The sequence below is a fragment of the Corynebacterium sp. sy017 genome (genome assembly GCF_017918135.1).
Lineage (GTDB): Bacteria > Actinomycetota > Actinomycetes > Mycobacteriales > Mycobacteriaceae > Corynebacterium.
This window is the reverse complement of the sequence record NZ_RZUE01000003.1, coordinates 254,884-278,850: the sequence shown is the minus strand read 5'-3', so window position 1 is coordinate 278,850 and position 23,967 is coordinate 254,884. Positions and strand designations below refer to the sequence as shown.

The 23,967-nt window shown below is 47.8% G+C and carries 21 protein-coding genes and 1 pseudogene; 7 read left to right on the top strand and 15 right to left on the bottom strand.

Annotation, left to right across the window (positions count from 1 at the left end; genetic code table 11):
* The first annotated feature begins 6 nt into the window (after positions 1-6).
* Positions 7-672 carry an amino acid-binding ACT domain protein gene (locus tag EML15_RS07790; protein WP_144274639.1) on the top strand — a complete coding sequence of 222 codons (666 nt, stop codon included), beginning with the start codon at positions 7-9 and terminating at the stop codon, positions 670-672.
* Between the two features lie 9 nt (positions 673-681).
* On the opposite strand, the gene ligA is transcribed toward EML15_RS07790, so the two are convergent.
* On the bottom strand, positions 682-2,769 hold the full coding sequence (gene ligA / locus EML15_RS07785; protein ID WP_144274637.1) for an NAD-dependent DNA ligase LigA: 2,088 nt from the start codon (positions 2,767-2,769) through the stop codon (positions 682-684).
* A gap of 103 nt (positions 2,770-2,872) precedes the next feature.
* Between ligA and EML15_RS07780 the strand changes: the two genes are divergently transcribed.
* Entirely contained in the window at positions 2,873-3,577 is a 705-nt protein-coding gene (locus EML15_RS07780) for a 3'-5' exonuclease (RefSeq protein WP_246846962.1), read from the top strand.
* Positions 3,578-3,591: 14 nt separating this feature from the next.
* Here the strand turns inward: EML15_RS07780 and EML15_RS07775 are convergent, their stop codons facing one another.
* Together EML15_RS07775 and mnmA are read right to left on the bottom strand one after the other, a co-directional pair.
* Entirely contained in the window at positions 3,592-4,587 is a 996-nt protein-coding gene (locus EML15_RS07775; protein WP_144274635.1) for a hypothetical protein, read from the bottom strand.
* Positions 4,588-4,653: 66 nt separating this feature from the next.
* Complete coding sequence (gene mnmA / locus EML15_RS07770; protein ID WP_144274633.1) at positions 4,654-5,763, bottom strand: tRNA 2-thiouridine(34) synthase MnmA; 1,110 nt, start codon at positions 5,761-5,763, stop codon at positions 4,654-4,656.
* 202 nt (positions 5,764-5,965) lie between these two features.
* On the opposite strand from mnmA, the gene EML15_RS07765 reads away from it, so the two are divergent.
* The gene (locus tag EML15_RS07765) at positions 5,966-6,907 is read left to right on the top strand and encodes a fused MFS/spermidine synthase (RefSeq protein ID WP_185967215.1); all 942 of its coding nucleotides are present in this window, start codon (positions 5,966-5,968) and stop codon (positions 6,905-6,907) included.
* Positions 6,908-6,924: 17 nt separating this feature from the next.
* On the opposite strand, the gene EML15_RS07760 is transcribed toward EML15_RS07765, so the two are convergent.
* Positions 6,925-8,058 (bottom strand): cysteine desulfurase family protein, encoded by a 1,134-nt coding sequence (locus EML15_RS07760; RefSeq protein ID WP_144274631.1) that lies wholly within the window; start codon positions 8,056-8,058, stop codon positions 6,925-6,927.
* A 181-nt stretch (positions 8,059-8,239) separates the two neighbouring features.
* Here EML15_RS07760 and EML15_RS07755 point away from each other — a divergent pair, with 181 nt between their 5' ends.
* On the top strand, positions 8,240-10,510 hold the full coding sequence (locus EML15_RS07755; RefSeq protein ID WP_246858199.1) for a prolyl oligopeptidase family serine peptidase: 2,271 nt from the start codon (positions 8,240-8,242) through the stop codon (positions 10,508-10,510).
* A 59-nt stretch (positions 10,511-10,569) separates the two neighbouring features.
* Here the strand turns inward: EML15_RS07755 and EML15_RS07750 are convergent, their stop codons facing one another.
* The 4 genes from EML15_RS07750 to EML15_RS07735 all read right to left on the bottom strand — a co-directional run bounded on the left by EML15_RS07750 (position 10,570) and on the right by EML15_RS07735 (position 14,152).
* Positions 10,570-11,535 (bottom strand): electron transfer flavoprotein subunit alpha/FixB family protein, encoded by a 966-nt coding sequence (locus EML15_RS07750; RefSeq protein WP_144274629.1) that lies wholly within the window; start codon positions 11,533-11,535, stop codon positions 10,570-10,572.
* Positions 11,536-11,580: 45 nt separating this feature from the next.
* Positions 11,581-12,375 carry an electron transfer flavoprotein subunit beta/FixA family protein gene (locus EML15_RS07745; RefSeq protein WP_144274627.1) on the bottom strand — a complete coding sequence of 265 codons (795 nt, stop codon included), beginning with the start codon at positions 12,373-12,375 and terminating at the stop codon, positions 11,581-11,583.
* A 96-nt stretch (positions 12,376-12,471) separates the two neighbouring features.
* Positions 12,472-13,269: an NUDIX hydrolase gene (locus EML15_RS07740; RefSeq protein WP_144274625.1), complete on the bottom strand. Its 798-nt coding sequence runs from the start codon at positions 13,267-13,269 to the stop codon at positions 12,472-12,474.
* 31 nt (positions 13,270-13,300) lie between these two features.
* Positions 13,301-14,152 (bottom strand): ABC transporter ATP-binding protein, encoded by an 852-nt coding sequence (locus tag EML15_RS07735; RefSeq protein ID WP_144274976.1) that lies wholly within the window; start codon positions 14,150-14,152, stop codon positions 13,301-13,303.
* Between the two features lie 183 nt (positions 14,153-14,335).
* Between EML15_RS07735 and EML15_RS07730 the strand changes: the two are divergent.
* Positions 14,336-16,336: pseudogene (locus EML15_RS07730) on the top strand (maltotransferase domain-containing protein); the annotation flags it as partial.
* A 151-nt stretch (positions 16,337-16,487) separates the two neighbouring features.
* Complete coding sequence (gene glgB / locus EML15_RS07725; protein ID WP_246858230.1) at positions 16,488-18,626, top strand: 1,4-alpha-glucan branching protein GlgB; 2,139 nt, start codon at positions 16,488-16,490, stop codon at positions 18,624-18,626.
* Between the two features lie 22 nt (positions 18,627-18,648).
* Here the strand turns inward: glgB and EML15_RS07720 are convergent, their stop codons facing one another.
* Positions 18,649-19,545 (bottom strand): tetratricopeptide repeat protein, encoded by an 897-nt coding sequence (locus EML15_RS07720; protein WP_144274619.1) that lies wholly within the window; start codon positions 19,543-19,545, stop codon positions 18,649-18,651.
* Positions 19,546-19,562: 17 nt separating this feature from the next.
* Complete coding sequence (locus EML15_RS07715) at positions 19,563-19,868, bottom strand: thiamine-binding protein (protein ID WP_144274617.1); 306 nt, start codon at positions 19,866-19,868, stop codon at positions 19,563-19,565.
* Positions 19,869-19,917: 49 nt separating this feature from the next.
* Between EML15_RS07715 and mce the strand changes: the two genes are divergently transcribed.
* Entirely contained in the window at positions 19,918-20,373 is a 456-nt protein-coding gene (mce, locus tag EML15_RS07710; RefSeq protein ID WP_144274615.1) for a methylmalonyl-CoA epimerase, read from the top strand.
* 9 nt (positions 20,374-20,382) lie between these two features.
* Here mce and EML15_RS07705 read toward each other — a convergent pair whose 3' ends face one another.
* The 5 genes from EML15_RS07705 to atpD all read right to left on the bottom strand — a co-directional run bounded on the left by EML15_RS07705 (position 20,383) and on the right by atpD (position 23,967).
* On the bottom strand, positions 20,383-20,667 hold the full coding sequence (locus EML15_RS07705) for a hypothetical protein (protein ID WP_144274613.1): 285 nt from the start codon (positions 20,665-20,667) through the stop codon (positions 20,383-20,385).
* Positions 20,668-20,669: 2 nt separating this feature from the next.
* On the bottom strand, positions 20,670-21,392 hold the full coding sequence (gene nucS, locus EML15_RS07700; RefSeq protein WP_144274611.1) for an endonuclease NucS: 723 nt from the start codon (positions 21,390-21,392) through the stop codon (positions 20,670-20,672).
* A gap of 62 nt (positions 21,393-21,454) precedes the next feature.
* A complete protein-coding gene (locus EML15_RS07695) occupies positions 21,455-21,916 on the bottom strand; it encodes a DUF2550 domain-containing protein (protein ID WP_144274609.1) in 462 nt (153 codons plus the stop codon).
* Positions 21,917-22,136: 220 nt separating this feature from the next.
* Complete coding sequence (locus EML15_RS07690) at positions 22,137-22,508, bottom strand: F0F1 ATP synthase subunit epsilon (protein ID WP_144274606.1); 372 nt, start codon at positions 22,506-22,508, stop codon at positions 22,137-22,139.
* Between the two features lie 13 nt (positions 22,509-22,521).
* Positions 22,522-23,967, bottom strand: a complete 1,446-nt coding sequence (gene atpD / locus EML15_RS07685; protein WP_144274604.1) for a F0F1 ATP synthase subunit beta — start codon at positions 23,965-23,967, stop codon at positions 22,522-22,524.

Genomic DNA, 23,967 nt, shown 5'->3' with positions numbered 1-23,967 from the left:
TTTTCTATGTCATATATCATCCGCATTTTATTACCCGATACCCCAGGTAGCCTGGGAAGACTTGCCGACGCCATTGGTTTTATCGGTGGCGATATTCAATCAGTCGACGTGGTCGAAGCATTCAATAATGGCACAGTCATGGATGATTTAGTCGTCTCACTGCCACAAAGCGTTATGGCAGATTCCCTTATCACTGCCGCTCACGAAGTAGAAGGCGTAGAAGTAGATTCTATTCGTCCGTTTAGCGGCACAGTTGACCGTCGAGGGCAAATACATATGCTCGCAGAAGTAGCAGGTGCAAGTACACATTCAGAATCGCTTGCCAAATTAGTAGACGAAATACCTCGTGTCTTGACATCAAGCTGGGCCATTTTGCTCAAGATCACCCCTGCTGGACTAGAGCGAGTCACTGCGTCACCCGCAGCGCCAGCAGATGATGGCAGCTCCCCCACAAACGTCGCTATCGACAAAGCACGTATTCTGCACCCAGAAAACGAGACATGGATACCACAATCCTGGGCTCTACTTGACACAGCGCTGAGCGTCGCACCGCTTAACACCGATAATCTAGTGTTAATTCTTGGTCGAGTTGGCGGTCCTGACTATCTCCCAAGTGAAGTAGAGCACCTGGGCAATTTAGGAAAAATTTTGGGCACCCTCCTACACGCCTAGCCCCATACGCTAGGCAGTCGAACCTGTCTCTAAGAGCGCAATGAAAGCATCTTCATCCAGTATTGTTATGCCCAGATCCTGTGCTTTTTGCGCTTTAGAGCCAGCATTATCTCCAACCACCACATAATCAGTTTTCTTGGATACCGAACCCACTGCCTTAGCACCGCGAGCAATAATTGCCTCCTTCGCTGAATCTCGAGTGAAGTGCTGCAACGTACCAGTGACCACAATGCTCTTACCACTGAGTGTTTGTGCTAGACGCTGACTACTATCAGTTTCCATCGTCACACCTGCGCGTTCCCATTGCGTGACAATATCCTGATGCCAATCGATACTGAACCATTCCTTGAAACTCTGGGCAATAATCTCACCCACCCCGTCAGTATCAGCTAACTCATTCACCTGCGCCTGGCGTGCTGCAGGCAAAGATTGAAACTTATGCGCCAACGCGCGAGCAGCAGTAGGTCCCACATGCCTAATTGACAACGCCACAATAACGCGCCACAACTCCACCTTTTTTACTTCTTCAAGATTTTTCAGCAGCTTCTTTCCTGTGGCATTAACCTCTCCTGCTTTCGTGGTATATACCTTGGTTTTAAGCAGATCATCCTCGGTCAAATTGAATAATCCAGCTTCATTATCAAGCACCTTGGATGCAATAAGATCTTGCGCCCCCTTCTCCCCCAATGCCTCAATATCAAAGGCACCACGACCAGCTAAATAGGTCAAACGCGCACTCAACTGTGCTGGACAAGAGCGAGCATTCGGACAACGCCAATCCGCATCATCTTCTTTTTGCGGCGCAAGAACCGCCCCACACGAAGGACAATGTTGTGGAAAGACAAAAGCTCGTTCACTACCATCACGCTTTTCGACGACAGGCCCTAGTACTTCTGGGATGATCTCTCCGGCTTTACGAATCACAATGGTATCGCCGATGAGTATCCCCTTACGTTTCACCTCTGTCTGATTATGCAGTGTAGCCATAGCAACCGTAGATCCAGCAACAAAAACTGGTTCCATCACAGCAAAAGGAGTAACTCTGCCAGTGCGACCAACACCAACTTGAATATCAAGTAACTTTGTGGTGACTTCCTCGGGCGGATATTTATACGCAATAGCCCATCTCGGCGCACGTGCAGTAGCACCGAGACTGCGTTGAGCAGCAATATCATCAACTTTGATCACAAGACCATCCATTTCGTAAATAGCCTCATGACGATGTTTTGCCCAATAATCCACCTGGTCTACTATTGCTTCTGGACTATCGACGAGTTGCGTATGTTCCGACACCGGCAACCCCCATGCCGCCAATGCCTTATACGCATCATGCTGTGATGATAATTGGATGCCTTCTAATGCACCAATACCATGACAGACCATGCGCAATTTCCGTTTTTTCACTGCTTGCACATCTTTTTGCCGAATCGAACCTGCAGCAGCATTTCTTGGATTGGCAAAAGGCTTACCCCCTTCGCGCTGACGTTGTTCATTAACAGCTGCGAAGTCTGCAACAGCAATGAACACTTCGCCACGTACTTCTAACAGCTCTGGGATAACATAATCTGACGACTCAACTAGCTCATGCGGAATGCTCTCAATGACCTTGGCGTTTTCTGTGACATCCTCGCCAATTCTGCCATCCCCCCTCGTCGCGGCGCGTTCTAATTTTCCATTGCGATACACCAAATCAAGGGAAAGTCCATCAATTTTTAATTCAATAAGATATCGGCTCGCCGGAGTACGGGCGCACCATTCTTGCAACTCTGCTTTGCTAAACGCATTATCAAGGCTCAACATTCTTTCAATATGTTCCACATTGGCAAAACTCGATTGTTTTGCAATGGGAGCGCCAACATTCATCGTTGGACTTTCAGGAACAGCAAGTTCTGGATATTTTTCTTCTAACTGCTCTAATTGCCTAAAGAGTGCGTCGAACTGCGCATCGCTAATGAGAGGAGTCTCATTGTAGTAGGCATGACGGTGCTGGCGGATTTGCTCGACAAGCTCATTCCATTGCCGACGAGTATCTGCATCTACTCCTTGATATTGTCCATCATGCGGCTGTGTATTTTCTGCAGTGAGTCGCTCAGTCATAGTTATACAGTCTACTAGGCATAGCCTATAGCTGGCACTAAGCATGAGCTGGTTTTATTTCTTATGATGTGTTAAGTCGCCATCTTTTACTAAGGTTAAAGACATGAATACTCCTCGCTTTGATTCCATGACCTTTGATCCGCAGAAAGTGCTCAGTTTCGATCTAGAAACCACTTCTGCAGATCCTCGCACTGCTCGCATCGTTACCTCCGCATTAGTACGCATTGATCACCAAGGTGTATCCGCCCAAGAGCTACTTGCTGATCCTGGTATCGATATCCCTGCAGAAGCTACTGCGGTTCATGGCATTACCACTGAATACGCCCGCGCCAATGGGCAAGATCATGACACAGTGGTAAAAACAACAATCAAAAATATCTATCAAGCATGGGAAGATGGCTACACTCTCATTGTTTATAATGCTCCATTTGATCTGAGTGTCCTAAAAAACCTTGATACTGATTTTATTGTCTCCGGACCTGTATTTGATCCATTTACCATCGATAAAGCACTCGATCCGTGGCGCAAAGGCAAACGTACGTTAAGCGATCTGTGCCAACATTACGCAGTACGCATTGATAATGCTCACGAAGCCACTGCTGACGCATTAGCTGCAGCACGTATTGCATGGGTGCAGGCCAAGAAGCAATACCGAGAAGAAATAGCACAGCTCAACCTTAATGAACTCATGGAATTTCAAGCAGTAAAGTATTACGAATCCCAACATAGCTTTGCCAAATATCTCAGCGGTCAAGGTAAAGATGCTTCTAGTGTCAATACCTCATGGCCTTTGGCACCACTAGGTTGAGATATCAACCAGCGCTAAAGCTCTCGGCCATCACGCTGTACGATTTCGGCACACACTCGAGCACATGCCAAGGCATGTGCAGCGTCGATAAGCCTCCCCTGGTCAAGATGCTGACGAGGATGTATCTCAATATCTGCTAATTGCTCGCGGCTTATCGACAATTCATCAAATAGTTTTGCAATGCGTCGAGCTTTATCACGCGGAATGCTCTTATCTGTATCAACATAATCGCCTATGCCAACGCACCCAAAACCAATACCCAATCCTTCTGAGAGCGCCTGGGCAAGATCATCATAAAGATGAGTTCCCTTGATTGTATCCTGGCTGATGAGAAAAGAATCTGGCTGAGCCAACTGAGCAAGGAAGAAATTGGGTTCTTGTCCTAGCATGGCAAGCCGTACATGGCGGTAGTGTTGCTGCAACGTCGAAATAATATGCGCAAGTAACTCAGCTAATTCCTTAGGATGATAAGCAGGCAGAATATCAAAATCATGTGTTCCTTTGACTCTACCTTTTATCAAATTATCCAAAGCAAACTCGTCAAGAATAATATCGCATTCAGCATGGCATCTTTTCTTCAGCTGTTGCGCATAGTCGATGAGATTGGCAAGAAAAATGTCAACGATGTCTTTTAACGCGCCGCTATCGGTTAAGGCGCGATGACCGTCAGCAAGCTCTAATTGGGTGCTCAGTGACCACGGTCCAACACAAGAGACTTGCAATTGCTCTGCCCCGGACCAGTGTTGTTCTATGGCATCTAGTTCGCGTTCTTTCTTATCCCATAGTCTTCTGCTGATTATTTGCGCCCGCGTACTCAACCGCCATGAGCGTGGTCCTTTTTCTACTGGCAGATTATGCAATATAGCCAAGGTCGTTGCCATATGATCATACATAAAACCCCGCTGCGGTACGTGCACTAATGTGCGCAAAGGAGTTTCACCGGCTATCACGTCCATTCCGGCGTGGAAGTCATTGCCAGGCAAGGCACCAAGGTTAAAACTCAGAGTCATTATTGTGTGTGCTCCATTGTGTTTCTCTTACACACGCCATGCACTATGAACAGACAGCACAGACAGCTATGAATCCAGTGCACTATGCGTAGCGCAAATAGTACCTGAACCCAAAACAATATCACCAGCTTCATCAGGGAGATAAATCACTGCTGCTTGACCGCGTGCTACTCCGCTGAGGGGCTGGTGCAGCTCAATATCCATATAGTCGTGCTCCTGATTGACGTGTACAGTACAGGACACCACACTGCCATGCGCACGCACCTGCACCTGTGCCTCAAATGTTCCAGTCATGGCAGGATGAAGAAATTTAAGCCGATCAGCACGAATACGCGAGATATCCAGATCTTCGCGTGAGCCCACAGTGACTTGCCCAGTCCGAGCATTGATGTCGGTAACATAACGTGGCTTGCCGTCGGCAGCTGGTTGCTTAATGTTGAGTCCCTTACGCTGGCCAATCGTATAGTTCCAAGCACCATCATGTTCTTTGAGTTCATTGCCTTGCTTATCGACGATCATGCCAGGGCGTAGTCCGATTTTGGCGCCTAAAAATGCTTGGGTATTGCCATCAGGAATGAAGCAAATATCGTAAGAATCTGGTTTTTTAGCTACAGAAAAACCATACTCAGCAGCTTCTTTCCTAATATCTGGTTTGATCGTGTCGCCCACAGGAAACATACAGTGTGCAATTTCTTGTGCGCCCAACACACCAAGCACATATGACTGGTCTTTATGAGGATCCACGCCACGGCGTAGGAATCCATCGCCGCCATCTTCTGGTTGGGTAAGCCTGGCATAGTGCCCAGTTACTACCGCATCAAAGCCTAATGCGATGCCACGTTCTAGCAATGCGGTGAACTTGATCTTTTCATTACAGCGCAGGCATGGGTTGGGTGTTTCACCGCGTTCATAGGATTCTACGAAATCATCAATGACTTCTTCCTTAAAGCGTTCAGAAAAATCCCAGACATAAAACGGAATGCCGAGCTTATCACATACGCGACGCGCGTCGGCAGAATCTTCTAATGAGCAACAACCACGGGCAGATTCTCGTACAGTTTGCGGATCTTGGCTCAGCGCTAAATGCACGCCTACTACTTCGTGCCCTGCCGCCACAGCCCGTGCAGCAGCTACTGCAGAATCAACGCCGCCACTCATTGCTGCCAAGACTCGCATGAAAAACCTTTCTGTGTTGGAAAGTTGAGAAGTTAGGAAAATATGCAGGCTTTAGAATACTTCAGCACGTGCGCATTATGCACATGACGAATACCCGTATAATCCGTAGAGATCAACATAGCGAGGTACTATTTTATTCCACCTCATTCCAGACCATGATATAGCAATATAACTACGCGATAACTACACAAGAAAGATACTTATGGGAAGAAAACGCTTGCATAAACATTCGCGCAGTGATGGCAATAATGACAGTAACACCAAGGGAATACCGTCGCTACCTGGTGTTTATCAGACAAGTACGGGTTGTGTAGAGATAAAGACCGACCCCTATTCTCCTGGTGGCTATGAAATCTTTGTCAATGGTGTTCCCTCAAGTCATATTGCGTATGATCCATTGGTTCTCGAGTATGAATATATGCGATGGATAGCTGCTGCTACTGAGTTTCATATTCAGCACCATGCGGCGTTATCCCCCGAGCAACTTCGGATAACTCACCTTGGTGGTGGTGCGTGTACTCTTGCTCGTTATTTTGCGCACCGATATCCTCAATCACGTAATACTGTCATTGAATTAGATGCAGAATTAGCACGCCTCGTACGCACCTGGTTTGATTTGCCACGAGCTCCTCGGCTAAAAATTAGACAAGCTGATGCCAGGGCTGCAACCAGAGCTTTTGTTCCCGATAGCCGCGATATTATCATCCGTGATGTTTTTGCTGGTTCCCATACTCCCGCATATTTAGCAACCCGTGAGTTCTATGAAGAATGTGCCCGCAGTTTATCCGCTCACGGACTCTATATTGCTAATTGCGGTGATGACCATTCACTTTCTCTAGCTAAATCAGAACTCCACACAATGCGTAGCGTGTTTGCACATTGTGCTGCTATTGCTGATCCACCGATGTTCAAGGGACGCCGTAGGGGCAATATCATTTTATTGGGTGCGCACGTGCCTCTCGCTGATCAAGAACACGCAGCACCATTGCGCAAAGCCTTGCTGGGTGGCGCGGTTCCAGCACACTATCACGACAATAATTGGGTGCAAGACTTTAGCGCACAAGGTCGTATTCTCTCTGATGCCGAGTGCGGCTACCACGATATTCCTGGTATCTCCAGCGCTCCCAGCACCCCCAGCACATAAGAATTATCGAGCAGTTCTTATGCCATGCCAGCGCGTCGAGCGCGCGCAACAATATCAGGTAGCACAGCAATGAGCGCGTGAATATCTGCTTGTGTCGTGGTGTAGCCCATGGTCAGACGTAGGGTGGATCGTGCTGTCGCAGGATCTATCCCTGCTGCAAGTAGCACTGAGCTTGGTCTATTTACTCCGTTATGGCACGCCGATCCAGTAGAGGCTTCAATTCCTTGTGCATCCAGCAACATAATTAAGCTATCGCCTTCTGCGCCGGGAAAAGACATATACAGATGCGACGCCAATGAATTTTCTGGAGTATGGAAAATAACGTCATCAATCTGAGTAGTGATGGCTTCTTTTAGTTGCGTACGCAATGCACTCAGATGTCTATGCTGCACGTCGATCTCTTGAGTTGCTTCAATCAAAGCTGCAGCGAGTGCGCTAGCAGTAGCTGCATCCACTGTCCCTGATCGTATCCCGCGTTCTTGTCCGCCACCATGAATAATGGCAGCTGGCGCTGGGGAACGTCGAGCGAGCAAAATGCCACCACTGCGTGGACCACCGAATTTATGACCACTAGCAGCAAGTGTTGTCGCCCCTAATTCCTGAAAGTTAATGGGGATTTTTCCCGCTACCTGCACTGCGTCAATGTGCACGGGTGTATTGGTTTGCTGTGCTCGCTCGATTACTTCTGTTACGGGCTGTAGTGCACCGGTTTCATTATTTGCCCACATACAAGCAGCTACATCAGCTGGGGTATCCAGAGCGTCGAAGTGGGTAACAATGCCGTGTGGAGATACCGCGAGTTCTTCATGAATAGCTCCGAATTTCTGGGCATATTGTGCACTCGTCAGTACGGCTGGATGTTCTATGGCACTGGTAATTATTCTGCCACCTTGTCCGCCTGTGCGAGCAAGCCATTGTCCTATTACACCGATATTGTTGGCTTCCGTTCCTGAAGCAGTAAAAATGACTTCAATTGGTTCACAACCGAGTACAGCTGCAATGTCTTCCCGAGCATTATCGACGATACTGCGTGCCTTGCGTCCGGAAGTGTATTGGCTTGCTGGATTAACTGCGCTTGCTGCCTCAAGCCATGCTTGCTTTGCGACCTCACGCATGGGTGATGTTGCTGCATGGTCGAAGTAATGTGACATTGCTCGAGTAACCCCTTTGTCGCTTTCATTTTTGTCTCATTGAGATCTGCGAATTTAGGATACACAGCTTATTTCTTGTAACTCAATTATGAAATAATTTTACCAATTATCTATAAAACTATAGAAACAGTGTTAAACTTATCTTCACCATTGATGTTGTTCTTCATGCGAAGGAGCCTCTATGCAGAAACTAATTACGGGCGCTATCTCGCGTCCCCTCATTGCAACAGCAACAGCATTATGCCTGGGACTTGGTCTTAGTGCGTGCAGTCCACCTGGTCAAAAAGATTCCACTCATGCTGCTAGCCCCACTACAACAGATGAAGCAACTAAAGCAGAAAAAATGAATGAACCCACCCCTGCGGATTACGCTCCATTATGGAATGCAGAAACCGGTCCTTACCCACAGCCAAACCAAGAGTACCTCACCGACATCGAATCCCCTCAAGCATTGGAATGGGTCCAAGCGCATAATAAAAAGACAGAAGATGCGCTCACACATTCCAAAGAGTTTAGTGAAACAAAAGAAAAACTCCTCGATGTTTCTAAAAATGACTCACAGATTCCTTATGTTGTTCGTCGTGGCGATAAACTCTATAACTTCTGGACAGATGACAATCACCCTCGCGGCATTTGGCGCACCACAACCCTGGAAAGTTATACCAGCGATTCACCAAAATGGGAAGTGCTGATTGACGTCGATAAGCTGGCGGAAAAAGATAATATGTCATGGGTATGGAAAGGTGCTGAAGTACGTTACCCCACCTATGACCGCGCTCTAATTAAGTTATCCCCAGGTGGATCAGACGCGGTGGTTATCAAAGAATATGACCTGGAGAAAAAAGAGTTTGTTACTGATAGTCCTTTTAACATCCCAGAAGGAAAAACCTCAGTATCGTGGATTGACAAAGATACGATTTTCTTTGGCACCGATCAACTCGAAAACTCTACGACATTATCAGGTTATCCAGCTAAAACCTTTATCTGGAAACGCGGACAACGCATGGAGGATGCTCAAGAATACTACTCCATCGATACCGAGGATCTTTCTACCCACGCATATCACGACGCCACCCCTGGCTATGAACGCACCTTTGCTTATCGGAGCATAGACTTCTACAATTCAGAAACGTTCTACGATACCTCTGATGATCAAAGCGGCGATTTCAAGCAAGTTCCCGTACCTACCGACGCCGACACATGGATAGTAAATGAATGGTTATTCATCAAACCTCGCAGCGAGTACAAAGGTATTCCCGGTGGCGCACTCGGAGTAGCGAAATTTGACGACGTCATGGCAGGAACAGCAACACCCAAACTTATTTATGCTCCCGACGAACGAAGCAGCCTCGAAGACATCAGCTTCACCAAAAACTATCTCCTCATCACCCATTTAACTGATGTTTCTACTGCCATCGAGTACGCTCCGCTTGACGACCCTACTGCACAACTAAAGCAACTCAAACTACCTGAGAAATCCACAAGCAGTGTGTATGCTACAACCGACGACACCGATGAAGTGTGGTTAAGCAGCAGCAACTTCCTTACTCCTAATTCGTTCTTCCGACTAGATCTCAAAGAAGTAGATAACGGATCCTCGGATTATGACCCTAATAAGCCGCTTAAGCACCAGGATAAACTTTTTGATGCTCAAGGAATGGAAACTCGACAGCACTGGGCAACAAGCGCTGATGGCACTAAGGTTCCCTACTTCATCACAGGTAAGTTCACTGATAAACCGGTACCAACCTTGGTGTATGCCTATGGTGGATTTGAGGTTGCCTATACTCCTGAATACAGCTCCTACCGAGGTCGAGCTTGGTTAGAAAAAGGCAATCTCTATGTTTTGGCAAATATCCGTGGCGGAGGCGAGTTTGGTCCCGACTGGCATAGTAATGCAGCAAAAACAAATCGCAATAAAGCCTTTGAGGATCACAAAGCCGTGCTAGAAGATATCGTGGCGCGCGGTTATGCCACCAAAGATCAAGTGGGTATTCAAGGTGGTTCTAATGGTGGTCTACTAACAGCAACTGCCCTTACTCAGTACCCAGAGACTTTTGGCGCTGCGCTTATCGAAGTACCACTAACAGATATGCTGCGCTACCACACCTGGCTAGCAGGTAATAGCTGGATTGCTGAATATGGCGACCCCGATAAACCAGAAGAACGTGCCGTACTGGAGAAATACTCCCCTGTCCACCATGTGGTAGCTAGAGAAAAACGTGCATACCCACCAGCGTTTATCACGAGCTCCACAAAAGACGATCGAGTACACCCAGGCCATGCTCGTCTCTTCGCAGCGGCACTAGAAGATGCTGGTCAGCCTGTTACATATTATGAAAATGTAGAGGGAGGCCACAACGGTGCAGCAGACTATACCCAAAGTGCCCACATTGATGCTATGGAATACACCTGGCTCGATGAACAATTGCGCAAATCTGATAGCGACTAGCGTTTAAGCTGCAATCATAATAAAAGCGGTAGCTGACTTGCTACCGCTTTTATACTGTTTTAGCCTTTGCGCTTTGCTAATTCTTCCGTAAGCAAAGGAGCAATTTCTTGTGCATCTCCTACAACGCCTAGATCAGCGATCGCAAAGAAAGGAGCTTCTTCATCATTGTTGATAACAATAATTTTCTTCGCGGTCTGCATACCCGAGGTATGTTGAATAGCACCAGAAATTCCTAACCCAATATAAAGATCAGGTGATACACTCACACCAGTCTGCCCAACTTGGAATGTGGCAGGATAATATCCCAAATCAACTGCATCACGGGTGGCTCCTACTGCGCCTCCCAGCACGTCGGCAAGCGGTTCTACGATAGCACCAAAATTTTCTGCACTGTCCATACCTCGTCCACCTGCGACGACCACCTTAGCTTGAGTAAGCTCAGGGCGATCCCCATGCACAGCCGGGGTATAAGACTTCACGGTTACTTCTGTATTCTGTGCTGGTGGCAGCTCGAACTCGTTATAAACTGCAGCACCGGCAGCCACGGTCGTTGCTGCCAAATCCTGAGTACCAGGGCGAAGAGTATAGATAGGGCTATTGCCACCCACTGCTGCTGAAACGGCAATAGTATCTCCAAAAATAGACATGCTCGCACTGCGATCAGCATTGATAGCGACAACGTCGAAAAGCACGCCTGAGGCAAGACGAGCAGCAAGTCTACCAGCGATTTCATTAGTATCTGCGCCGGCGGAAAGAATGATTGGAGCTGGGGTTTGCGCAGCCAGTGCGTGAAGTGCGTTCACCTGTGGCACGATCAAACGAGAATCAAGATCCGGAACAATCGCACCCATTACGCTATCGGCACCAAGTGCACCAAGTTCCGCAACCAGCTCGGGCGCGATAGTAGCGTTGCCAAGTACTACGGCACTGACACTGCCAAATACCTTAGCCTGGCTAATAAGTTCAGCAGTAGTTGGTGCAAGAGCGCCATTATGCTGTTCGACGAGAACATATGCAAAAGACATAATCAATCCTTATTTATTGGTAAGAGCTAATACAATACGAATGTCTTAAATGAGTTTTTCTGCCTCTAAATAATCAGCAATTCTATTCGCAAGCTCTTGAGCATTGCCTCGAATCAGCTCACCACCTTGGCGTTGCGGACGTGTATTGGCAGCAGTGACCACAGTTGCAGAATGAGCCAATCCAACCTGTTGGGCAGCCACACCAATGCTTGCCAGATCAAGGTGCGTTATTTCTGCTTTTTTCGCAGCCAAAATGCCCTTGAAGTTCGGGAATCGTGGCTTATCTGCTTTGTCAGTAATAGAGACAATAGCTGGTAATGGTGCTTCTAATTCATAGTCGCCATCATTAGTTTTACGCACGGCTGTGATAACGCCATTATGCACGCTCATCTGACGCAGATGAGTAAGTGCCGGTTGCTGTCGATATTCTGCCAAAATACCTGGCAAAGCACCCGCAGCCCCATCAGAAGATGCTGCACCACACACGATAAGCTCAATATCGGCAATGGTATTGAGCGCATTAGATAGCGCCCATGCGGTACCTAAAATATCTGAACCGGCAAGCTGTTCGTCGTTAAGCAATACTGCAGAATCTGCCCCCATCGCCAATGCTTTACGCAATGCTTCTTCTGCAGATGCGCCACCTGCAGATAATGCCACCACAGTGTACCCAGCATCAGGGTTTGATTCTCGGACTCTTAAGGCTTGTTCCACAGCGAACTCATTGATTTCGTCGATTGTCTCATCAACATCACTGCGATTGAGGGTGAAATCATCCTCAAGAGTTCGCGTAGACCACGTATCAGGAACATTTTTTACCAAAACCACAATTGCGGGCATATATTTCCTTTTCCTAATCGTTTCTCTTTATATTTTCTTCTTTTTAGTCTAACCTAATTTTCCCTTGGGCAGTGAGAGCGCACTAACGACGCCGCTTCAGAAGCGTTTAGGCGGCTTGACATGAAAAAACTCATAATACCGAGGATCATCAACAGGATCACCAATCACAGGAGCAATATCAATCTCTTTGGCTGCCTCAAACGCTTCTTCTACACTATGAAAATGACTTAAGTGGAGCAATTGTGCCCACGTTGGAATCACCAACTGCAATAATCCTGCACGCCACCCATCAAGGATAAGATCAGGAGTAAACCAGCCAGTCGACGCAGCTTCTCGGGTATTTCCATCAGGTTCTTGCCCATCAGGTGCCGTCGCCAAAAAACTATAGACATCAAATTGATGCTCATCCGTCGGAGCACTCACCCATCGCGCAAAGGGATATAGCAAATCAGTGCGCAGTACCAGTTGATTACGTGCCAAAACCTGAGATAAAGAAAGCCGATGACTTTCTAAAGCAAGCCGCTGTGGATGATACGGAGTAGCATCTTGTACCGGTGCACCACCCACATGACCAGCCAATAAGGTTCCTGTTTCCTCAAAAAGTTCACGTGCAGCACCACATACTAAGCCTCGCGCCATCCGCTTATCGACTTTAAGTGACTGGGACCAAAAATCTAGATCCGGACCGCCCCACGTATTATGCACCTGATCCATAGGTTCTTCTAAGTCACGAGGATCTACACCGCCACCAGGAAATACCGTGGTATTAGGAAAAGTAGGCATAGATGAGACACGCTCTTGGACAAAAACCTCTAACCCTGCTGCGGTATCACGAAGTATCAACACGGTAACCGCAAGTTTTCTACCGCCAAGACCCTCAACTATCGGAGGCATAATGCCGTGCCCCTTCTTCCTTTCCTAATTCCTAAACAGCCCGATGTGAACCACCTTGTCGCGCTCGGCGCGCGAAATAGCGCCCATCGATCTTATCTATCCTCATCTGCTGATGAAACGCACGAGAAAGATTCTCATCAGTGAGCACATCATCTATCAAACCTTGTGCCACTACAGTGCCTTCATCAAGTAAAAGGGCGTGGGTAAAACCATCAGGTATTTCTTCCACATGATGAGTAATCATCACCATTGCTGGTGCATCAGGATCAAGAGCAAGTTCGCTGAGGTATCCCACCAGATCCTCACGACCCCCCAGATCCATACCCGAAGCCGGTTCGTCGAGAAGCAATAATTCTGGGTTAGTCATCAAGGCACGTGCTACAAGCACACGCTTGCGCTCTCCTTCGCTAAGTGTTCCCCAATTGCGATCGACCAAATGCAAAGCGCCAACACGCTCTAGCACCTGGAGGGTTTGCGCAAAATCTGGTTCACTATACTCTTCACGCCACCGACCAAGAATGGCATAACCTGCAGAAATAACCAGATCAGTGACTTTTTCTTCCGGCGCTATCCGACTGGCGACTGCAGCAGAAGAAAGCCCAATCATCGTACGTAGATCACGCATATCAGTTTTGCCGATACGCTCCCCCATCAGCCATGCCCGACCAGCTGAAGGAAATTCTTCTGCTGCTGCCAAGCGAATAAGCGTAGTTTTACCAGCGCCATTTGGCCCGAGGATAACCCAGCGTTCATCGAGTTCTACCTGCCAGGTCACCGATTCCAACAGAGCCTTGCCAGAACGGATAAAAGATACATTCTCAAAGTCTATAAGCAAGTCTGGATTACGATCGCTGTGCTCATTATCTGTATCGTGCTTATACATTCCCACTATCCCCGACATTTCTGACTGTTGTGACTGTTCTGGCATTGCGTCTTCCTCTTCCATTCTGGCTTATCCAGCACGCTAACGCATCTATCTCTAATCATTGTGGATAAAGTACTGCATCTGTGTGAGTGACACAGGTAAACTTAGTGGCAAAGCAATCTATGATGAGGAGCCACCAACTTGTCCACTCAGTCTCCAAGCCTCACCTCTTTTCCCCGCCTTGCTATCGACGACATCCACCCCACTATCGCCCACGGCACAGTTGCAGCAAAAGCCGTGGTTGGTGAGTATATTCCTATCAGTGCTCTTATCTGGCGTGAAGGACATGACTGTATCAATGCCACACTGCGCATTACTCCTCCTGCAGATTCAACACGTGATAGCACAGAACTTACTCAAAGTTTTTATCGTGATCCTGTCGATGTTGATCGAATGCATAGTGGCTTTGTTCCAGATGTCATGGGTATCTGGTCTTTTCAGATAGAAGCATGGTCAGATCCAATGGCAACCTGGCGCAATGCCATAACTAAAAAAGCGCAAGCAGGACAAAACAACGAAGAACTAGCCAATGACTGGGCAACAGGGGCTCAACTTTTTCAACGCACTGCACAATTAACCCACACAGCACAGGAAAAAGACACGCTCCTTTCCGTCGCACAACTTCTCCTTTCCGCACAACCCGTAGCTGAGAAACTATCCGTTGCACTCGCCCAACCAATTCTTGAGCTTATTCGCGCCTATCCTCTGCGGGATTTAGTATCTGCCGCACCAAGCCAACAGGTGCTCGTCGAACGCAAAAAAGCGCTTTTTAGCTCCTGGTATGAGCTTTTTCCTCGCTCTACTGGGGGTTGGGATGATCAAGGAAACCCCATTCATGGCACCTTCCGTAGCACTGCTCAAGCACTCAAGCGCGTAGCAGATATGGGTTTTGATACTGTTTATTTTCCGCCGATTCACCCCATTGGTGCGATCAATCGTAAAGGAAAAAATAATACGCTCGTCGCACAGCCAACAGATGTGGGATCCCCATGGGCAATTGGTTCTGCTGCCGGCGGGCATGATAGCGTGCATCCAGAACTGGGAACCCTGGAGGATTTTCAGTTTTTACTCGATACTGCCACATCACTTGGATTAGAGATTGCTCTTGATCTCGCGTTCCAAGCTGCACCCGATCACCCGTGGGCACAAACCCACCCGGAATTTTTCACTATTCTTGCCGACGGAACGATTGCCTACGCAGAAAATCCACCTAAGAAATACCAAGACATTTATCCCCTGAATTTTGATAACGCACCAACAGCAATTTATGAAGAATTGCTGCGCATCGTACAATTCTGGGTTGATCGTGGGGTGCGTACTTTCCGAGTAGATAATCCTCATACTAAACCAACTAACTTTTGGGCATGGCTGATTTCGCGGATTCATCGCAACAACCCTGAGGTCATTTTCCTTGCTGAAGCCTTTACCAGACCAGCACGCCTGTATGGTTTAGCAAAAGCAGGATTCTCACAGTCTTATACATATTTCACCTGGAAAGTAACAAAAGCCGAGGTAGAGCAATTTGCTCGAGAGATAACGGCAATGGCTGATGTATCACGTCCTCATCTTTTTGTGAACACACCAGATATTTTGCACGCAAGCTTACAGCATGGCGGTCGAGCTATATTTGCTATTCGAGCAGTCTTAGCAGCAACATTATCACCATTATGGGGTGTGTATTCTGGTTATGAGCTTTATGAACACACCGCTGTTGCTCCGGGTAGTGAAGAATATCTTGACAGCGAAAAATTTGAGCTACGCCCACGTGATTTTGCCACTGCACGACGCAACGGGGATTCACTAGAACCATTCATTCAATTACTGAACCAGATTCGACGTGACCACCCAGCATTGCAACAACTTCGGGTATTGCACTTCCACCACACCGATAATGACAATATCCTGGCGTATTCTAAAGTCGATCCTGTCACAGGAAACGCGATTATCGTGGTAGTGAATCTCGATCCACACCACGCACAAGAAACCACCCTAAGCCTTGATCTATCAGCGCTTGGTCAACCAGAGAATAAGGACCACAGTTTTGCGGTCTACGATCTAGTGACCAAGCAGCATTTCACTTGGAGTGCGCATAACTACATTCGACTCGACCCATTCTGCGATGTCGCACATATTCTTAGCATCGCACCTGTACCCAAACACCTAAGAACTGGGGTCATAACGCATAGACCAGCTAATTATCATAACTAATACTCGGACTATAGTTTTTAGATCCTAGGAACCTTTCATGTCTACTTTTTCTTCACTACAGCTACACCACCATGATGAGTATTCTCTGCTCACTCATGCTTGCACTGATCCACACGCAATTTATGGCTTGCATACTCTCGACGCGGGTCATAGCCGTTTTCTCACTCGGTGTATTGGGGCGCAAAAGGTAGAACTGCACTGTGGACAACGCAGTTTTCCCTTAGAAAAACTCGATCATGATTTCTTTGGAGCTATCGTCGCACAGCCTGCTGATAGTGATTATCGCTTGCACATCACCTGGGCTAGTGGGCTTGTCGCAGAATGTGCAGATCCTTACTCTTTTTCACCCACCTTAGGCGAGCTGGACTTGCATCTTATTGGCGAGGGACGACATGAACGTCTGTGGGAGGTTCTTGGCGCCCATGTGCGCGAGTACACCACAGAACTCGGTCAGGTTTCTGGTACGTCTTTTGCAGTATGGGCGCCTCATGCCGCTGGTGTTGCTGTCATTGGGGATTTTAATGGTTGGAACCCTGATCAACATCCTATGCGTCTCCTTGGAGATTCAGGCGTGTGGGAAATTTTCATTCCCACAGTAAGCGCAGGTGCAGTGTATAAATATGCTATCTATACTGCTGATGGCACTCGCTTAGATAAAGCAGATCCGTTAGCTCAGCTGGCGCAAAAACCACCAGAGACAGCGTCGATTGTGTCTGGAACAAACTACCAATGGCAGGATGCTGCTTGGCTTGAACAGCGCAAACACTACTGCGCAGATAATGCACCCATGAGTATTTACGAGGTTCACCTTGGTTCTTGGAAACAAGGACGTAGCTATCATGACCTTGCCACTGAATTAGTCGATTATGTCCACACAATGGGCTATACGCACGTTGAATTTTTGCCAGTAGCACAGCATCCTTTCGGCGGTTCGTGGGGGTATCAGGTGTCTGGTTATTATGCGCCCTACTCTGCTTGGGGGAGCCCAAATGAGCTTAAAGCGCTTATCGACGCCTTCCACAATGCCGGTATTGGTGTCATTATGGACTGGGTTCCAGCGCATTTCCCTAAAGATTCCTTTGCCCTAGGACGCTTTGATGGTCAAGCACTCTATGAGCATCCAGACTGGCGACGTGGTGAGCAAAAGGATTGGGGAACTTTTGTCTTTAATTATGGTCTGAATCACGTACGTAATTTCCTTATTGCCAATGCGCTCTATTGGTGTGAAGAGTTCCATATCGATGGACTGCGCGTCGATGCGGTAGCGTCAATGCTCTATTTGGACTATTCACGAGGCGAAAACGAATGGTTGCCCAATGAATACGGAGGCAGAGAGCACATAGAAGCAGTGCATTTTTTGCAAGAACTCAACGCCACTGTGCATAAACATCATCGTGGGGTACTCACTATTGCTGAGGAATCGACTTCCTGGCCAGGAGTTACCGCTCCTACGACGCAGGGCGGATTAGGTTTTTCGATGAAATGGAATATGGGGTGGATGAATGATACCTTGGCCTATTTCCAGGAAGATCCCATTCACCGCCAATATCACCATAACAAAATCACATTTTCGCTGGTATATGCGTATTCAGAAAAATTCATTCTTCCGTTCAGTCACGATGAAGTAGTACATGGTAAAGGTTCACTATGGAGAAAAATTCCAGGTGACAAGTGGAATAAAGCAGCTGGCCTACGTACTTTGCTTACCTATATGTATGCTCATCCCGGGAAAAAACTGCTCTTCCAAGGTCAGGAGTTTGGGCAAGAAAGAGAATGGGCTCATGACCGCAGCTTAGACTGGGAGGATATTAACCAAGAAGATCACTATCACGCTGGTATTAGCCGTTTAACCCATGACCTCAATATGCTTTATCGACGCAGCCCTGAACTTTTTAGCCTCGACAATGAAGAATCGGGGTTTAGCTGGGTGAAAGCAGATGAAGCGCAGCATAATATCCTGGCGTTTATTCGCTATAGCGCCACTGGAGAAAAAATGCTGTGCGTCTTTAATTTTAGCGGTGTCAGCCATACTCATTATCGCCTTGGCGTTCCCGAGGCTGGTACCTGGGAATGCGTATTTAATAGTGATGCAGGGATCTACCAAGGGGCAAATAATCTGCTGCCGAGCACGGTGTGCAGTGGCGAAGAATGGGATAATTATCCCTACTCTGTCAATCTGCATATCCCAGCAATGAGCGCGCAGCTCTATCGCTGGGCAGGCTGAGATTCCCGGTATGGCGACCTCATTAGAATAGAGCACTAGCCATTCGGGCTCGTGCTTTGAGCACTCGAGGATCATGAGCCTCATAAAGCGCAAATAATTCCACCAGACGATCTTTGATCGTGGCCTTATCATCTCCAGTCTTTGTCTCTAATAAATCAAGTAGCAAAGAGAAGGCTTCTTCAGGTTGCGAAGCCGCAATATATGCATCAGCTGCTTGGAATGCCGCATCGATATCGTCGGGATGCATACGCGCATAGGCAATGGGATCTGGCTGATCCTTATTCTGCTGCAACCGATAGAGGAATTTTGCGTTATCACGAGCTTGAAGCGCCTGCTGATTCTTGGGTTCTTTTGCCAAGATCGTGTCATAGACCTCAATTGCTGCAAGGAAATCACCATTGTTAAGCGCCTGAGTAGCCGCAGCAAATTGAGGATCTTCGGGTGTTTCTTGTTGAGCTAAACCAGTTAATTGCCCAGCGACAGCCTTGATAACCGCATTGATCCATTGCTCTAGTGCTTGGCGCGGTTGCCCACCCTCGAAATTAGCAATAGGCTGCCCAGCAGCAATGGCGACAACCGTCGGCAAGCCTTGGATACCAAACATACGAGCAACCTCAGGAGTGGCATCAGCGTCGATATAGCCAAAAATAAACTGCAGTGCAGCCTCTTGTGCCAGCGCAGATAAATCAGCTTTGAGTTGTTCTGAATCAGGGCTGCGCGGCGTACCGATCAGCACGACCACCGGCACTTCAGCAGAGCGCTTAATCAGCTCTTGCTCAACATTGTCCATAGTTAATGTAACTGTGGCTGCTGGTTGAGACGTCGCAGGTTGTGCCAGCGCTTGTGCACGTTGTTCCGCTCGTGCCTTTACTTCAGCTAAATCTATTGCGCCAGCGACAAAACGCTGTGGAGTAGTCATTGCTCTTCCTTCTCTTGTTATTCTTGAGCTAAACGACGCTCAACTGATTCTACTTTTGACTTTAGCTGTCCACTATACCCGGGACGAATATCTGCCTTAATCACTAAAGATGCACGCGGAGAAAGTTCAAGCACCACATCTGTTGCTTTCTTTACCACTGCCATGACTTCCTCCCATTCGCCTTCAATGAGGGTAAACATGGCATTTGTCTCATTAGGAAGTCCAGATTCTCGTACCACCTTAATGGCTGCCGCAACGATATCTGCCATTTCGGCTTGTGCATTAGCTACCTCGGTAGGAGCAACAGAAAAAGCAATAATCATGATAAAAGTACCTGCCTAAGTTCATCGTTACCTATTAGACTACATAACCATGAGTTCTTTTTCTGATATCACTATCCCCCACGAACTTGTTGATTGCCTTGACCATGTAGGTATTGCAGTTGCTGATCTCGACGCTGCTGTGGAATTCTATCGCTCTGCATTTGGTTGGGTAAACCATCACCAAGAAACCAATGAGGAACAAGGCGTTGTAGAAGCAATGATTGGTCCTAAAAATCTCGGCACCACTGATGGAATGATCCAGCTGCTTGCCCCACTCAATGAGGAATCAACCATTGCAAAGTTTCTCGACAAAAAAGGGCCAGGATTACAGCAAATGTGCTTGCGCACCAATGATATTGTGGCGCTGAGCAAACATTTAACCGACCAAGGTATTCGTTTGCTCTATCCGGAACCTAAAATCGGTACCGGAGGGGCAAAAATTAACTTTGTACATCCCAAAGATGCAGGTGGTGTCCTGCTAGAGCTCACACAACCCAACCAGTAATTTTCAAGACTACCGCCGTTGCCAGCATCCAGTATGCCAGTGACGGCGATCTTCTATTCCGCGCCCATAATCACGAGGCCACGCCACAATATGCGCCACCGCTGGCATAATATCTTGGTTGCACCCTGGGCAAATATATCTTTTGGTTGCAGCAGAAGCACTCATCCTTCGCACATGGTAAATTTCGCCTTGCGTCCATGCAGGTCCTTCCATGCTTTGCGTACCCCACAAGGTAGCAGCGTCGAGAGGACGAGACGGCTGCTTCGACGGCGCTCGCCTATTCTTTCTTCCCATGATTAGAACAAACGCAATTCCGTAGACTCAATGCCACGGAGCGCATCATAATCGAGAGTGACGCAACGAATCCCTCGGTCATTGGCCAAAGTACGTGCCTGCGGTTTAATTTCTTGCGCAGCAAACACTCCCTGCACTGGAGCCAATAGCTCATCTCTGTTTAATAGTTCTAGATAACGAGAAAGCTGCTCAACGCCATCAATACCACCACGTCGTTTAATCTCGACCGCTACAGTCTGCCCTTGCTCATTGCGGCACAAAATGTCTACTGGTCCGATAGCAGTGGGATATTCACGTCGAATAAGCGAATGCCCTTCCCCTAAAGTATCAATATGCTCGGCTAATAATTCTTGTAAATGCGCCTCGACGCCGTCTTTAATCAATCCAGGATCTTCACCAAGATTGTAAGACAAATCAGAGTGGATGGCTTCAACTGTGATTCTTAGCTGCTCACCTTTTTTATTTTCTACGATCCATAATGCCACCGTTGTCTGCGCGTCCATCTGTGCTTTTACTTGTGCATCGTCAAGCTCGGCTACTGGTACTTCTGTTTCTGTGAGAGTACATGGCGGTGTCATCCAGTTGAGTGGTTTATACGCACGATCATCTGCATGGATTGAAACTGAACCATCAGCTTTGATCATGATAAGCCGATCAGCCATCGGCAGGTGTGCTTCAAGACGACCGACATAATCCACTGAACAACGAGCAATGACTAAACGCATTCTTTAGACCTTAACTGCAGATAAGCAAATATAGCGCACCCCACGCTGAACTTGGCACAGGATTACTTTTGCGTATTATCTTTACCGATTCTACGAAGTAAATCTTTAGGATTCATTTTATCCATACGCGAACTGGGTGCCGCCTCTACCCAAGCGGTGAAAGCCATTTCTGCATGGGGACTGCATACTAATTCATAGTCTTGTCCGTGGTGTGAAAACTGAACAATTTTATCACCAAATAAAAAAGAGTCCTCACGATTAGTTACATCACGATGACCCTTAATAACTACATGCGTACGCTCAAAGAGCATATCTGCTAGCGGTGCGATAGAACGCAACATGAAATAGTGCAAGCTATCCCCATGATAGCGAAAAAGACCATGACGCCAGCCATGCGTACCAGTGGCAGGAAGGCGACGCAAAATAACTGGTGTACCTTTAGAACGCAAAGTTAAGAAACGCCATGCGGCAAATACTACAAAAAATAGGGCGATAATACCCAGTGCAATAAATACGTACTTCACAGGCGAAACGCATCCTTAACACAGAGGGACTGATGGGTGATGTGTTCAGATTTTAATCCATAATACTACTTCGCCTTCTAAAAAACAGAATTACTTTCTAAAATGTGGAACGTATCACTATCCAGCTAGAATGACCTGAAAAAGCAAAGGCGGCATGACTCCCATAAGAGGAATCATGCCGCCAATACATGAACTACGTGAACACTGTCGCAGGTGTAGGTTATACTCCTGCGCTTCGACGGACAGCTTTTAGTTCAGCTTCAGCACGAGCTTTAGATAGTGCATCACTAGACTGCAAATTCGCTTCTGCTGATGTGGTGTCAACCTCATCAGACCAAATAGCGTATTCGGCAAGCACAGTGATTTTATCTGCAGAAACAGAGATGAAGCCACCTTGAACAGCAGCAACAAGTTTGCTGCCATCCACAGGAGTAACCGTCACAATGCCATTTTCGGCTAGTTGCCCTAGAAATGGCACGTGACCAGGCTGCACGCCGAGTTCGCCTTCTGTGGTTTGTGCGGTAACAATGCTAGCGTGTCCGCTCCACAACACACGTTCCACAGAGACTATTTCAACGGTGATGTCAGCCATGTCCGTTCCTCCCCTACTTCTCAGTCAATTTCTTGTATGCAGCTTCGACGTCGTCCAAACCACCTAGACCGTTAAAGGCCTGCTCAGGGTAGTGATCGAAATCGCCATTGCAAATGCGCTCGAAAGCGTCGATGGTATGAGAAAGCGGCACATAAGAACCTGGGATACCAGTGAACTTCTCTGCAACGAAGAAGTTCTGACCCAAGAAACGCTCAAGGCGACGAGCACGCTGAACAGTGATCTTATCCTCTTCAGAAAGCTCATCCATACCAAGAATGGCGATGATGTCCTGAAGTTCTTTGTTCTTCTGCAAGATGTGGATAACTCGCTGCGCAACCTCGTAGTGACGCTCACCAACGATACCTGGCTCAAGAATACGAGAGGTAGATGTTAGTGGGTTCACCGCTGGGTAAATACCCTTGGAAGCAATAGAACGGTCAAGCTCTGTGGTTGCATCCAAGTGAGCGAATGTGGTTGCTGGGGCTGGGTCGGTGTAGTCATCAGCAGGAACATACACAGCCTGCAAAGAGGTAATGGACTTACCCTTTGTAGAAGTAATGCGCTCCTGTAGAACACCCATCTCATCAGCCAAGGTTGGCTGGTAACCCACGGCGGAAGGCATACGGCCTAGCAGCGTGGATACCTCAGAACCTGCCTGGGTGAAACGGAAGATGTTGTCGATGAACAACAGCACGTCCTGGTGCTGAACATCGCGGAAGTACTCCGCCATTGTCAGACCAGAAAGAGCTACACGCATACGAACTCCTGGTGGCTCGTCCATCTGACCGAATACCAAGGCGGTATCCTGAAGCACACCCATTTCTTCCATTTCAAGGAAGAGGTCAGTACCCTCACGAGTACGCTCACCAACACCTGCGAATACAGATGTACCGGAGAACTCACGAGCGATACGGGTAATCATCTCCTGGATAAGAACGGTCTTACCCACACCAGCACCACCGAACAGACCAATCTTTCCACCCTTTACGTATGGGGTAAGAAGGTCGATCACCTTAATGCCAGTTTCCAAAATCTCGGTTTTACCTTCGAGCTGGTCGAATGGTGGTGGGTCGCGGTGGATACCCCACTGCTCACCATCACGGCCTAGACCTGGCTGGTCAAGACAATCACCTAGCGCGTTGAAAACGTGTCCTTTCACAACGTCACCAACTGGCACGGAAATTGGCTTACCAGAATCAGTTACCTCAGCGCCGCGGACAAGTCCGTCGGTAGGCGCCATGGAAATGGTACGCACGAGGTTGTCACCCAAGTGCTGGGCTACCTCAAGCGTAATGGTCTTTGCAACTGCCTCGAGAGTTACCTCGACAGTCAGCGCGTTATACAGTGCCGGCAGCTCGCCGCGTGGGAATTCCACGTCGACGACCGGACCGATGACGCGCACAACGCGACCCGCGACAGACGCGGTTTGCGTGTTCTGCTCTGTAAGAGCTGTGGTCAT